Source organism: Neorhizobium galegae (genome assembly GCF_021391675.1).
GTDB lineage: Bacteria > Pseudomonadota > Alphaproteobacteria > Rhizobiales > Rhizobiaceae > Neorhizobium > Neorhizobium galegae_B.
Window position 1 is genome coordinate 568,978 of the sequence record NZ_CP090096.1, and the last position, 12,022, is coordinate 580,999.

At 62.0% G+C, this 12,022-nt stretch carries 10 protein-coding genes and 1 pseudogene; 7 read left to right on the forward strand and 4 right to left on the reverse strand.

Annotated features, from left to right (window positions below):
• Window positions 1-73: 73 nt before the first annotated feature.
• The 7 genes from LZK81_RS25410 to LZK81_RS25440 all read left to right on the forward strand — a co-directional run bounded on the left by LZK81_RS25410 (window position 74) and on the right by LZK81_RS25440 (window position 8,357).
• The gene (locus LZK81_RS25410) at window positions 74-1,654 is read left to right on the forward strand and encodes an ABC transporter substrate-binding protein (RefSeq protein WP_233957767.1); all 1,581 of its coding nucleotides are present in this window, start codon (window positions 74-76) and stop codon (window positions 1,652-1,654) included.
• A 118-nt stretch (window positions 1,655-1,772) separates the two neighbouring features.
• Window positions 1,773-2,693 (forward strand): ABC transporter permease, encoded by a 921-nt coding sequence (locus LZK81_RS25415; protein WP_418936528.1) that lies wholly within the window; start codon window positions 1,773-1,775, stop codon window positions 2,691-2,693.
• Window positions 2,693-3,607, forward strand: a complete 915-nt coding sequence (locus LZK81_RS25420) for an ABC transporter permease (RefSeq protein ID WP_233957769.1) — start codon at window positions 2,693-2,695, stop codon at window positions 3,605-3,607. The genes LZK81_RS25415 and LZK81_RS25420 overlap by 1 nt, the downstream gene beginning before the upstream one ends.
• Complete coding sequence (locus LZK81_RS25425; RefSeq protein WP_233957770.1) at window positions 3,607-4,605, forward strand: ABC transporter ATP-binding protein; 999 nt, start codon at window positions 3,607-3,609, stop codon at window positions 4,603-4,605. Before LZK81_RS25420 ends, LZK81_RS25425 begins: the two co-directional genes overlap by 1 nt.
• Window positions 4,606-4,613: 8 nt before the next feature.
• Window positions 4,614-5,630 (forward strand): ABC transporter ATP-binding protein, encoded by a 1,017-nt coding sequence (locus tag LZK81_RS25430; RefSeq protein ID WP_233957771.1) that lies wholly within the window; start codon window positions 4,614-4,616, stop codon window positions 5,628-5,630.
• A 2-nt stretch (window positions 5,631-5,632) separates the two neighbouring features.
• Window positions 5,633-6,880: a M20/M25/M40 family metallo-hydrolase gene (locus LZK81_RS25435; protein WP_233957772.1), complete on the forward strand. Its 1,248-nt coding sequence runs from the start codon at window positions 5,633-5,635 to the stop codon at window positions 6,878-6,880.
• Between the two features lie 16 nt (window positions 6,881-6,896).
• Window positions 6,897-8,357 (forward strand): M20 family metallopeptidase, encoded by a 1,461-nt coding sequence (locus tag LZK81_RS25440; RefSeq protein WP_233957820.1) that lies wholly within the window; start codon window positions 6,897-6,899, stop codon window positions 8,355-8,357.
• 72 nt (window positions 8,358-8,429) lie between these two features.
• On the opposite strand, the pseudogene LZK81_RS25445 reads toward LZK81_RS25440, so the two are convergent.
• The 4 genes and pseudogenes from LZK81_RS25445 to LZK81_RS25460 all read right to left on the reverse strand — a co-directional run.
• A pseudogene (locus LZK81_RS25445) lies at window positions 8,430-8,707 on the reverse strand (arginase family protein); the annotation flags it as partial.
• A 43-nt stretch (window positions 8,708-8,750) separates the two neighbouring features.
• Window positions 8,751-9,635: a polysaccharide deacetylase family protein gene (locus LZK81_RS25450; RefSeq protein ID WP_233957773.1), complete on the reverse strand. Its 885-nt coding sequence runs from the start codon at window positions 9,633-9,635 to the stop codon at window positions 8,751-8,753.
• Window positions 9,636-9,646: 11 nt separating this feature from the next.
• Window positions 9,647-11,038, reverse strand: coding sequence for an MmgE/PrpD family protein (locus LZK81_RS25455; protein WP_233957774.1), 1,392 nt, complete (start codon window positions 11,036-11,038; stop codon window positions 9,647-9,649).
• Between the two features lie 104 nt (window positions 11,039-11,142).
• Window positions 11,143-11,970 carry an ABC transporter substrate-binding protein gene (locus tag LZK81_RS25460; protein ID WP_233957775.1) on the reverse strand — a complete coding sequence of 276 codons (828 nt, stop codon included), beginning with the start codon at window positions 11,968-11,970 and terminating at the stop codon, window positions 11,143-11,145.
• Window positions 11,971-12,022: the final 52 nt, after the last annotated feature.

A 12,022-nucleotide genomic window follows, 5' to 3' on the forward strand; every position in this document is an offset into this window, starting at 1 on the left:
CATCCGGGCCAATCGGTAAAAAGGGAACGTCTTCGAAGAAATACAAATACGAAGACAGAAATGGAGTGAAATCATGAATTTCGTGAAAACCAGGCTGGCCGCTTCGGCCGCTTTCCTTCTTGTGGGTGCATTGTCTCTTTCTGCCGCGGATCTGAAGATCGGCGTCAAATCGGAGCCGTCTTCGCTCGATCCCCAGTTCCACGTTCTCGTGCCGAACATGCAGGTGACCTTCGCCATGTTCGATCCGCTTGTAATGATGGACCCGAAGCTGGTGCCCAAGCCGGCGCTGGCCGAGAACTGGAAGGCGACCAGCGATACTGTCTGGGAATTCGCGTTGCGGAAGGATGCAAAGTTCTCAGACGGCTCGCCGCTGACCGCCGATGACGTGGTTTTCACCTTCGATCGCATTCCCAAGGTTCCGAACAGCCCGACGGCTTTCACGCTGTTCACCCGTCAGATCGCCAAGGTCGAGGCAGCAGATGCGCACACGGTGCGCATCACCACAAAGCAGCCTTATCCCCTGCTGGTCACTGATATTGCCAACCTGCCGATCCTCTCGAAGGCGGCAGCATCCGGCCCGGCTCCGGAAGGCAAGACGACCGTCGAGTTCAACCGCGGCGAAGGACTTGTCGGCACCGGCCCGTTCAAGTTCGTTTCCTGGCAAAAGGGCGCAGATCTGATTCTGGAGCGCAATCCGAACTATTGGGGCAAGCCCGCGGCATGGGACAAGGTGATCTATCGCCCGATGACCAATCCGGCGGCCCGCGCCGCTGCCCTCCTGTCCGGCGACATCGACATGATGGAAGACCCGCCGACAACGGACCTGGAGCAGTTCAAGACGAACCCCAAGCTGTCGGTCGCGGAAGCCCCCGGTACGCGTATCGTCTACATCGCCCTGGACCAGAAGGGCGAACCAAGCCCCGGCATTCCCGGCCAGGGCAACAAGAACCCGCTGATGGACAAGCGGGTCCGCGAAGCGCTTTCGCTGTCCATCGATCGCAAGGCAATCGCCGAACGGGTGATGGGCGGCGTCGCCGTCGCCACGGGAGACCTGCTACCCGAGCCGATGTTCGGCGCGGTCAAGGCACGCCAGGCCGCACCGGTGGTCGACACTGCCAAGGCCAAGGCCCTGCTTGCGGAAGCCGGCTATCCCAACGGCTTCCAGATCACGCTCGGCACTCCGAACGGCCGCTATGTCAACGACGCCCGCGTCGCCCAGACGATTGCCGCCATGTGGACGCGTGCCGGCGTCAAGGCCGAAGTCGCCGCCGCCGCTCCGCCGGTGTTCTTCAAGAGCCGCGACAATTTCGAATACAGCGCTTATCTCGCCGCCTGGGGCAATTCCACCGGGGAGATGTCCACGACGCTGCGGTCGCTGGTCGGAACCCGCGAGCCGTCCAAGGGGTCGGGCACGTCGAACGGCGGGCGTTATTCCAATCCTGAACTCGACGCGCTTCTCGACAAGGCATCCGCCACGATGGACGACAAAGCCCGCAAGGAGCTGCTGCAGAAGGCCGACGAGATGGTTCTGTCCGACTACGGTATCATTCCGGTACATTTCGAAGTGCCGGTCTGGGCGCTGCGCAAGGGCCTGACCTACGCTGCCCGCGCCGATCAGTATACCCTGCCTCAGGACGTCGCGTCCGCGAAGTAAATCAAGTTTCCGGCCTGCGTCGCGATGCGCAGCGGGCCGGAACACGCGAAAGAAGGACAGGCAAGTGCCCGTTTTTATTATCAACCGACTGTTTCAGGCATTCGGCGTGATCCTTGTCATGTCGGTACTGGTCTTTGTCGGCCTTTACCTGATCGGTGATCCGACTTCGATGCTGGTCAGCCCCGAGGCAACGGAGATCGAACGTCAGGCGCTGCGCAAGGCGCTCGGCCTCGATCAATCGATATGGGTTCAATACCTGACGTTTCTTGGAAATGCCGCGCAGGGTGATTTCGGTCGCAGCTTTCTCACCGGTCAGCCGGCGCTGCAGCTGATCATCGAGCGCATGCCCGCGACCGTCGAACTCGTGATCGTTGCCATGACGTTTTCCGTCCTTGTCGGCGTTCCGCTGGGCATCCTGGCCGGGTTGCGGCCGAAGGCCCCGTCCAGCAAGGCGATCATGACGGGCTCGATTCTCGGCTTCAGCCTGCCGAATTTCTGGATCGGCCTCATGCTGATCATGCTGTTTGCGGTCTATCTCGGTGTCCTGCCGGCCTCGGCACGCGGCGAAACCGTCAATATCGGCCCGGTCGCCCTCAGCATATTGACGATCGACGGTTGGCAGCATCTGGCGCTGCCGGCGCTCACGCTCGGTCTGGCCAAGGCCGCGCTGATGATCCGCGTCACCAGAGCTGCCACCCGCGAAGTCCTGCCGATGGATTACATCAAATTTGCCCGCGCCAAGGGACTGCGCCCCTCTCGCATTCTCAACGTCCACCTGCTGAAGAACATCCTCATCCCGATCATCACTGTCGCAGGGCTGGAATTCGGCCAGGCCATCGCGTTTGCGGTGGTCACCGAGAGCGTCTTCTCCTGGCCCGGGATGGGCAAGCTGCTGATCGATTCCATCATCACCCTCGATCGTCCCGTGGTCGTCGCCTACCTGATCATGATGGTGTTTTTCCTGGTGATCCTGAACCTCGTCGTCGACATTCTCTACATGACGATCGACCCGAGTGCCCGCGAAAAGGTGCGCGACTGATGAGCACGCCAACCACCGTTTTACCCACGACAACCGTCGAGGAATCGCCCTTCCGCCGCTTTGTGGTCCAGTTCAGGGAAAACAAACTGGCTATGGCGGGACTGATCCTGATGATTCTGCTTGCGATTCCCGCCTTTGGGGCGCCGTGGATCGCGCCTCAGAACCCCTATGATATCGGTGCGCTTGATATTCTGGATTCGCAGATGCCGCCAGGCAGTGTCGCCGAGGTCAGCGGCATCACCCACTGGCTCGGCACTGACAGCCAGGCGCGCGACGTCCTCTCCGCCGTTCTCTACGGCATGCGGACGAGCCTGCTGGTTGCCTTCCTGTCCGTCACGGTCTCCCTTCTGATCGGCTCGACGGTCGGCCTCTGCGCGGCCTATTTCGGCGGCTGGCTGGACGCCCTGCTGATGCGCATCGTCGACATCCAGCTTTCCTTCCCGGCGATCCTCGTGGCGTTGGTCATGCTTTCGGTCCTCGGCCAGGGACTGGACAAGGTGATCATCGCGCTGATCATCGTGCAATGGGCCTATTTTGCCCGGACCGTCCGAGGCACCGCCCTTGTGGAGCGTAACCGCGAATACATTCTCGCGGCCCGCTGTCTTTCGCTCGGTTGGCGGCGCATCATTGCCCGCCACCTCCTGCCGAACTGTCTTCCGCCGCTGATCGTCATCGCAACGATCGATCTTGCGAACGCCATCGCACTGGAGGCGACCCTTTCCTTCCTCGGCGTCGGCGTTCCGGTCACCCAGCCGTCGCTCGGCATGCTGATCGCCAACGGTTTCGAATTCATGCTGTCCGGTCAGTACTGGATCTCGTTCTTTCCGGGTATCGCGCTCGCTCTCGCCATCGTCGGCATCAATCTCGTGGGAGATCACCTTCGCGACATTCTCAACCCGAGGAATGCCCTGTGATGGACGTGAGCAGCATGCAAGCAACGGCGACGACCAGACAGCCGCTGCTCTCGATCAAGGGGCTGAGAACTCATTTCGCCACGAGAGCAGGCGTCGTGAAAGCGGTCGATGGGGTCGATATCGAACTCGGTCGTGGCGAGATCCTGGGGCTTGTCGGCGAGTCCGGTTCCGGCAAGTCGATCACCGGCTTCTCCATTCTGGGTCTGATCGATCCGCCCGGCCGCATCGTGGACGGCAGCATAGACTATGACGGCCTCGACCTCGTTTCGATGGGCGAGGAGGCACGCCGGCAATTGCGCGGCAATGACATCGCGATGATCTTCCAGGATCCGTCGATGACCCTCAATCCGGTTCTACGCATCGACACGCAGTTGATCGAAACGGTCCAGGCCCATGCCCAGGTCAGCACGGCTGAAGCCCGGCGGCGGGCCAGGGATACCCTCGTGCAGGTCGGCATTCCGTCTCCCGATGAACGCCTGAAAGCCTATCCTTACGAACTTTCTGGCGGCATGCGGCAGCGTATCGCCATCGCCATCGCTCTCATCAACAAGCCGAAGCTCATCATCGCGGACGAGCCGACGACCGCGCTCGACGTGTCGATCCAGGGTCAGATCATCTATGAGGTGAAGCAGCTTTGCCGCAAGACCGGCACGGCGCTCATCTGGATCACCCACGACCTCGCTGTCGTTGCCGGTCTCGCCGACCGTATCTCGGTCATGTATGCCGGCCGCATCGTCGAGACGGGTACCACCGCGGACGTGATCGAGAGGCCTCTGCACCCCTACACACAAGGGCTGATCGACTCCGTTCCTTCGCATGCCACGCGTGGCCACAGACTTCACCAGATCAAGGGCATGACGCCGTCGCTGCTCAACCTGCCGCAGGGTTGCGCTTTTCGCGAACGGTGCGAAAGGGCGACGCCCGAATGTCTGGTCGCACCCGAACCTACCCTGTTGCCGGGCGGGAAGTCGGTGCGCTGCTGGAATCCAGCCCTATGAGACAGGACATGACGACAGAAAAAAGCCAGCAGGAACCGATGCTGGAACTCCGTTCCCTCGCCAAGACGTTCACCAAGCCGGTCGGCGTGGCCGGGCACATCGCCAACCTCTTTGGCGCCGGGGTCAAGAGGATCGACGTGCGCGCCGTTGCAGGCATCGATCTTTCCGTGAGAAGGGGAGAGGTCGTCGGGATCGTCGGCGAGTCCGGCTGCGGCAAGTCCACCGTAGCTCGGATGATCGCCGGCATCAGCAGTATCAGCGCCGGCACCATCAGCTACAAAGGGGTTTCGTCCGCGACGATGACGCCCGAACAGCGCCGGGATTTTGCGCTCAGCGTCCAGATGATTTTTCAGGACCCGTTCGCCTCACTTAATCCGCGCATGCGCGTGGTCGATATCATCGGTGAAGCGCCGGTCGCCCACGGGTTGATCCGCAAGGCCGAGCAGCGGGCCTACGTCGTCGACCTCATGGAAAAGGTCGGGCTTTCCGGTGCCTATGCCAACCGCTATCCACACCAGTTTTCCGGAGGTCAGCGGCAGCGCATCGGCATTGCCCGCGCTCTTGCGGTCAAGCCATCGTTGATCATCTGCGATGAGGCGGTCGCCGCGCTCGATGTCTCGATCCAGGCGCAGGTGCTGAACCTCTTCATGGATCTGCGTGACGAGCTGGACCTGACCTATCTGTTCATTTCGCACAATCTCGGCGTGGTCGAACATATCTCCGACCGGGTGGTCATCATGTATCTCGGCCGGGTGGTGGAAATCGCGCCGACCGAAGAACTGTTTTCTACTCCCAACCATCCCTATACGCAGCTGTTGCTGGAGCAGTTGCCGGTGCTCGAAGCCGGCGAACGCGACTACAAGCCGATCCAGGGCGAGCTTCCATCGCCGCTCGATCCTCCGTCGGGTTGTCCGTTCCATCCGCGCTGCCCGAGCGCAATGGATCGCTGCAAGCGAGACATTCCCGAACTCAAAGCGATCGGCCCTGGGCGCCTTTCAGCCTGTCATCTCAACGAAGCGGCCTGACCATGCAAACCTTCAAAACCGCCCCGCTCGCCGGAGACACTGCGATCCCGGCGCTCCTCGCCAGCGCGTCTTTTCGCGCTGTGATAAACTCTCTCGCCCAGACGCATGAGCGTTTCATCAGCGAGCTAGTGACGCTCACCGAAATTCCGGCGCCCCCCTTCAAGGAAGAGGCTCGTGGGCAGGCATACCGGGACATGCTCGAAGCTGCCGGGCTGGAGGACGTCGCGATCGATTCCATCGGCAATGTCATGGGAGTTCGCCGGGGCAACACTTCGGGCGGTCGCATGATCGCGGTTTCCGCTCACCTCGATACCGTGTTTCCCGAGGGTACCGATGTTGCCGTCCGGCGCGATGGCTTTCATCTTTCCGCGCCGGGCGTGGGCGACAACACCCGTGGCCTTGCCACCATCCTGGCCTATCTCCGCGCTCTCGATTCTGCCGGAATAGAGACTCGGGACGATATTCTTGTTCTGGCGAGCGTTGGCGAGGAAGGCGAAGGCGATCTACGTGGCATGCGGCACTTCTTTGCCAACAGCGCCTATCGTGACCGCATTGCGGCTCTCGTATGCCTTGATGGTCCGACGCCGGCCAATACCATCGTTTCCGCGGGAACGGGATCGAAGCGCTACCGGGTCACCTTCCGAGGACCGGGCGGCCACAGTTTTGCGGACCATGGAATCGTCAATCCGATGATTGCCGCAGCCCGTGCCGTTGTCGAGCTTGGACGCCTGTCCTTGCCGGACGACCCGAAGACCACGTGCAGTTCCACGGTCATCAAGGGTGGCAGTTCCGTCAATGCCATCCCCGCGGAGGTTTCGCTGATGGTGGACCTGCGTTCCAATTCGGCATCCGAGCTGGCAGATCTCGATACTCGCTTTCGCGAGATCGTGTTGCAGTCCTGCCATGTCGAGAACGATAGCCGTTCGATCGAGAAGGGCTCAATTGCAGTCGAGATCGTGCTGATCGGCGATCGGCCGGCCGGGGTCACCGCCGACGGTGAGCTGACGCGGTCTGCGGCGGCTGCCATCACAGCGATTGGCCAGAGCCCGGTGTTCAGCTCGTTTTCGACGGATGCCAATGTCGCCATGAGCCTCGGTGTTCCGACCGTTACCCTTTCGTGGGGAGGGAAGGGTGGCGACGCCCATACGCTGAACGAGTGGACGGACGTGGATCCGGCGACGACCCTTCCCGAAATGTCCGTCGGACTGGCCGTGCTGCTCGCCTGCGCAGGCACCGATATTCTTAAGTGATCGAGGAATGACTGATATGCACGACGACCGGGCTGAGGCGACACGGCGGAATGACGTTCTCGACGCCGACCATATTTCACGCTGCGCCGACGCCAAAGCTCAGGCCTTCATCGATCTCAGCGATCGCGTTTGGGGCATGCCGGAGCTGCGTTTCGAGGAATTCCGCTCGGTCGAGGAGCATATTGCCGCCATGGAAGCGGAAGGTTTCCGTGTCACTCGCGGCATTGCAGGAATGAAAACCGCTTTCATGGCCGAGGCAGGCGAGGGTGACGTCACGATCGGGTTCCTGGGGGAGTTCGACGCTCTGGCCGGGCTTTCACAGGAAGCCGGCATCACGGAACAGCGGGCTGCCGAGCCGGGCGCCAACGGCCACGGATGCCATCACAATCTCCTGGGCGCGGCCTCGCTTCTTGCGGCGGTCGCGCTGCGTGATGTCTTGGCCGAGAGCGGTGTGAAAGCACGGGTTCGGTATTATGGATGCCCTGCCGAAGAAGGGGGATCGGGCAAGACATACATGGTGCGCGCAGGCGCATTTGATGATCTTGATGCCGCCTTCTGCTGGCACCCTTGCGTATACAACGCCGTCATGTCCTCCTCGACGCTCGCCAATATCCAGGCCTATTTCCGCTTCAGCGGGCGCGCGGCGCATGCCGCGATGAGCCCGCAGGTCGGTCGCAGCGCTCTCGATGCCGTCGAGCTGATGAATGTCGGCATCAACTATATGCGCGAGCACATGCCCTCGGACGCGCGTGTACATTATGCAATTACCCAGACGGGCGGCATTTCTCCCAATGTCGTGCAGGCTTCCGCGGAGGGCCTCTACCTGGTCCGTGCGCCGAAGCTCGGCGATGTCCGCAGTCTTTTCGAGCGGGTGCGCAAGATCGCCGAAGGCGCTGCGCTGATGACGGAGACGAAGGTCGAGATGGTTTTTGACCGCGCCACTTCGAATATCCTCCCGAACCGGGCCCTGGAGGAGGCGATGCATCGGCAGTTCGAGAGACTGGGTGCCCCCGGCTTCGATGCGGCGGACTTCGACTTCGCCGACAGGTTACGCGCCGCCGCATTGACGGATGACGACGTCCGCGCGAGCGCCGAAGCCTTTGGCGGACCAGCCGATTATCCGAAATCCCTGCATGACGGGATTCTGCCGCTGCCGGAACAGCCCGGCCTGCTCTTCGGTTCGACGGATGTGGGCGATGTCAGCTGGGTCGTACCCACTGCGCAGTGCCTGACGGCGACCGCGGCGATCGGCACGCCGTTCCATGCCTGGCAGACCGTGACCCAAGGCAAGCTACCGGCCGCCCACAAGGCCCTGGTCACGGCCGCCAAAGTGATGGCGGCAACCGGTGCCAGGGTGATCGCCGATCCGGAATTGCTGTCGCGCGCCAAGAACGAACTACGTGCACGGCGCGGTGGCCGGGTGTATCAGAGCCCGCTCCCGGAAGGCAGCGAGCCGCCAACCGGGGCCGGGCGATAGGCAGTTCGAATAAGACGTGGCTCACCTGGTCGCCGGCAGCTCGTCGATCTCTCGGACGATCTGTCGAGCCTTGCCGACCACTGCGCGCGCCGTCTTGATAATGGCATCGATGCCTATCCTGCCGAGATCCTCGGCATGGATCACGGTCATGCCGCTCGCGTCGGAAAACTCCCAGAGATACTGCGCCGCACCGTGAATGCCGATCTGGACCACGCGGGTGGGATCGAGACGCCGTCGAGAACCGCGTTACGGAACGGGCCACCGTGGTGGCAGTTGGTAAGATCATAGGCGCCGCCGGTGTCGCAATGGGCATTGATGTGGATCATCCCGACGGAACGGTCCCGACCAAGGTCCATCGGTATGCCGATCAGGGCGACGTCGAGATCACCCAGGTCAGGCTGGATGGCACCGACGGGCCGCTTCCTGGGCCTCGAAATGGTCGGTGATTTGGCTGCCGGTCGCGATCCACACATCGCCTTTGGTGAGTACGTGCTTCAGGAAGTCCCGCAGCAGGTGCCAGCGCATCGGACGGCCGGAGACCTGGGGATGAAGCACGAGCGTCGTCACCCCGCCCCAGGCATGGGTTGCCTCGAACTCGTCGATCCAAAGTGGCAGGATCATATCGCGCCCGAAGATCGGGCGCGGGCTGGTCCGGCTCGTCATGCCGAAATTCCAGTCGTCGAACGCGTAGTTGACGGGGATTTCGACCAGACCCGGCACGCCATCGTTTGCAGCGTGCCGGTAGGGCAAAATGTCGTCCCGGAAGGAGCTGGAATAGCGGATGCCGGACTTTTTGAGATAGGCGAGAAGCTCAGGGAAATTCTCGCCCGATGGGGCGCGATAGCCGACCGGGCGAACTCCGAGCGCCGACTGCAGGGCCTCAAACCCCCGGTCGATCTCTTCCATGGCTTCGTCGAGCCTGGTGCGATCAGGCAGCTTGTGCAGGTATCCATGGTGACCGATCTCGTGGCCGGCTGCCAGCATGGCTTCGCATTCGGCCCGATGCGCGAGCGCCGTCCAGCCAGGCGTGAAGAAAGTGGCCTTCAAGCCGAGTTCGTTCATCAGGCCAAGGATCCGGGCAATGCCGACGCGGGCATCATAACCGCCATGCGACGTGGTGACCATGCGATCGACATTGGATGGGTTGTTACCGATCCAGGCGGTCTCGGCATCCACGTCAAATCCGATGAATAGCGCGCTTTTCGTGCCGTTCGGCCAGGTCATGTCCGGTGTCTTCGCTGCCGGGTTGAGGGGGCGTGGTGTCAGATCGAAGGTCATGGAATTGCCTTTCAGCGGAAGGTGGGAAGCGTTTCTGCGTGGCCGGTCATTTGCGCCTCGATCTCCGTGCAGTCCCTGATCTGCTCAAGGTTGCCGAGCTTTTGCCAGAGCGTCTCCACCTGGTCTTCGGGCAGACTCATGGTGGCAAGTTCACGGAATTTGGCCGCGACGGCGAAAGCCGGCATCGGTCGCTCGGCAGAGCCCGTGGCGCGTGGCGCCATCCGCTCGACAATAAAGCCGTCGCGGAAGGTCAAGGTCACCACCGGCTCGGCCATGGCGTCCATCGATGCGTCGACGGAAATGTCGATCCGTTCCATCACCGCCTGCACGTCTGGATGCTGGCGCCGCTCCTCGGTATAGGCCTGAAGGCCGGCGGTGCCGAAGACACACCGGGCGGCAAGCGCGAAAGGCAGGCTCATCTGGGTTGGCGCCATCGCGCCCGCCACCTTTGCGCCGCACATGTTCGCCAGCATGCCACTCATGCGAAGGCCGATCCGGGCGATCTCCTGCGGCACTCGACCGGTTTCGTCGAGCAGGTCCTCCAGCGCATCGACGGCGGAATGGGCGCCTCGGCAGGAGGCATAGGGTTTCAGCACCGCCCGGTTGACCTTCCAGACATCGCCAAGCCCCTCCGACAAGAGGTCAGGCTGGCAGGCGGACTTGTTGAACGACGTGAAGAAGCCACCCCAGACGTCATCGAACACGCGTGAGGGTCCGGCGAAGCCCTTAGCGGCGAGTAAGGCTGCAAGCAGGCCGCCCTCTGCTGCGCGCCCCGCATGCAACTTCTTTGCCTGCGAACCGTCATGGATAAAGGCCCAGAGACCTGAGGAAAAGCTTGTGGACAGGGTCATGGCATCACGGGTGGCGGAGGCATCGAGGCCAAGCAGGTTTGCAACGGCGGCTGCCGCGGCAAAGGTGCCGCAGGTGCCGGTCGAATGCCAGCCGAGCCCGTTATGGGCATCATAGCCGCCGGTGGCTTCGAGGATGCGGCGTCCCGCATCATAACCGGCGACAACGGCGGTGATCATGCGCTTGCCATCCACGGGCCGTGCCACTTCATGCAGGGCTGAAAAGACGGCGGGCATGATGACAGCGCCGGAATGATCGCAACCGCCCGCGTCGTCGAGTTCGAAAGCATGGGCTGCGACACCGTTGATGAAGGCGCTGTCACGCGGCGAACCGGTAAGGCCTGTTCCCCAAAGCCGTGTACTGCCCGCTGAGTGCATCGCTTGCAACGCGCTTGCAAACTCCTGAGAGCGAGCACCCGCGATGGCTGCGCCCAGGGTATCGGCAATGTGGACTTTTGTCTTGGCGACGACGCTTTCCGGTATGGAGCCATAGTCAAGATCGGAAATGAAACGGGCGAGCCTGTCAATCGGCGTGTCGGCGAGAGAACGGTTCATGAGAAAACTCTGAAATAAAGGGAAGGCCGGCAACGTCAACGCGGGAGAAATCCCGGCCGCGAGGCTATCGCGACCGGTGATTTGTGTCGTGGACGTCCTGCCGCTTACTTTGCGGCTTCGCCGTTGATGTAGATGCCGTCCAGCATCGTGCCTTCCAGGCCGTGCTTTACGAAGATCGCCTTATACTCGCCGGATGCCATGATGGCCTTCAGCGCGCCGGCATAGGCATCGCGCAAGGCAGGATCCTTCTTGGAGAAGGCGATGCCCTGGTAAACGGCCGTGATCGGTTCACCGACGATGGCGTAGGTATTCTTCTCCAGAGCCATCAGGTAGGGCAGCGTTTCAGAGCCCTGCACGGCGCCATCGAGGCGGCCCTGCTTAAGCTGAGCGCGCGCATCGGCCGAGCCCTCCGTGCCAACGACCTTGATGGCGGCGAGACCCTTGGCCTCGCAGTTAGCCGCGCTCCACTTGGCGGTTTCATCCGGGAAGGATGTGCGGCGGCTCATGCCCACCGTCTTGCCGCAGAAGTCGGCCGGGGTCTTGAACTCCTCCTTGCGCGCCGCCGAGGTGTAGAACTGCGCGCCGGATTTCATGTAATCGACGAAATCGAGCGTATCACGGCGCTTCGGAAGGTCGCTCATGCCGCTATGGATGAGATCGACGCGGCCCGTCTCGAGAGATGAGATCATCTGCTCGAAGCCGATATCCGCCCATTCGACCTTGGTGCCAAGCTGCTTGGCAAGCGCCACGCCAAGATCGATATCGACCCCCATCAGCGTATTGGTGGCGGGGTCCTTGTATTCCATCGGCGGGTAGTTGGGCTGGTTTGCGACGACGACCTTGGCCGCAGACTTGATGCGGTCCGGCAGGCCTTCGGCATGCACCACCGTAGAGGCAAGAAGGGCGGCGAGGGTGATAAGAGCTGTTTTCATGCGAATTCCCCTTTTTTAAGCTGGCTGGATTGGTGTAGTCTTGAAGCGTGGG

Excerpts from the sequence above, each read along its gene's own strand:
- LZK81_RS25410 (WP_233957767.1), top strand. The coding sequence starts at position 74 with ATGAATTTCGTGAAAACCAGGCTGGCCGCTTCGGCCGCTTTCCTTCTT.
- LZK81_RS25415 (WP_418936528.1), top strand. The coding sequence starts at position 1,773 with ATGTCGGTACTGGTCTTTGTCGGCCTTTACCTGATCGGTGATCCGACT.
- LZK81_RS25420 (WP_233957769.1), top strand. The coding sequence starts at position 2,693 with ATGAGCACGCCAACCACCGTTTTACCCACGACAACCGTCGAGGAATCG.
- LZK81_RS25425 (WP_233957770.1), top strand. The coding sequence starts at position 3,607 with ATGGACGTGAGCAGCATGCAAGCAACGGCGACGACCAGACAGCCGCTG.
- LZK81_RS25430 (WP_233957771.1), top strand. The coding sequence starts at position 4,614 with ATGACGACAGAAAAAAGCCAGCAGGAACCGATGCTGGAACTCCGTTCC.
- LZK81_RS25435 (WP_233957772.1), top strand. The coding sequence starts at position 5,633 with ATGCAAACCTTCAAAACCGCCCCGCTCGCCGGAGACACTGCGATCCCG.
- LZK81_RS25440 (WP_233957820.1), top strand. The coding sequence starts at position 6,897 with ATGCACGACGACCGGGCTGAGGCGACACGGCGGAATGACGTTCTCGAC.
- LZK81_RS25450 (WP_233957773.1), bottom strand. The coding sequence starts at position 9,635 with ATGACCTTCGATCTGACACCACGCCCCCTCAACCCGGCAGCGAAGACA.
- LZK81_RS25455 (WP_233957774.1), bottom strand. The coding sequence starts at position 11,038 with ATGAACCGTTCTCTCGCCGACACGCCGATTGACAGGCTCGCCCGTTTC.
- LZK81_RS25460 (WP_233957775.1), bottom strand. The coding sequence starts at position 11,970 with ATGAAAACAGCTCTTATCACCCTCGCCGCCCTTCTTGCCTCTACGGTG.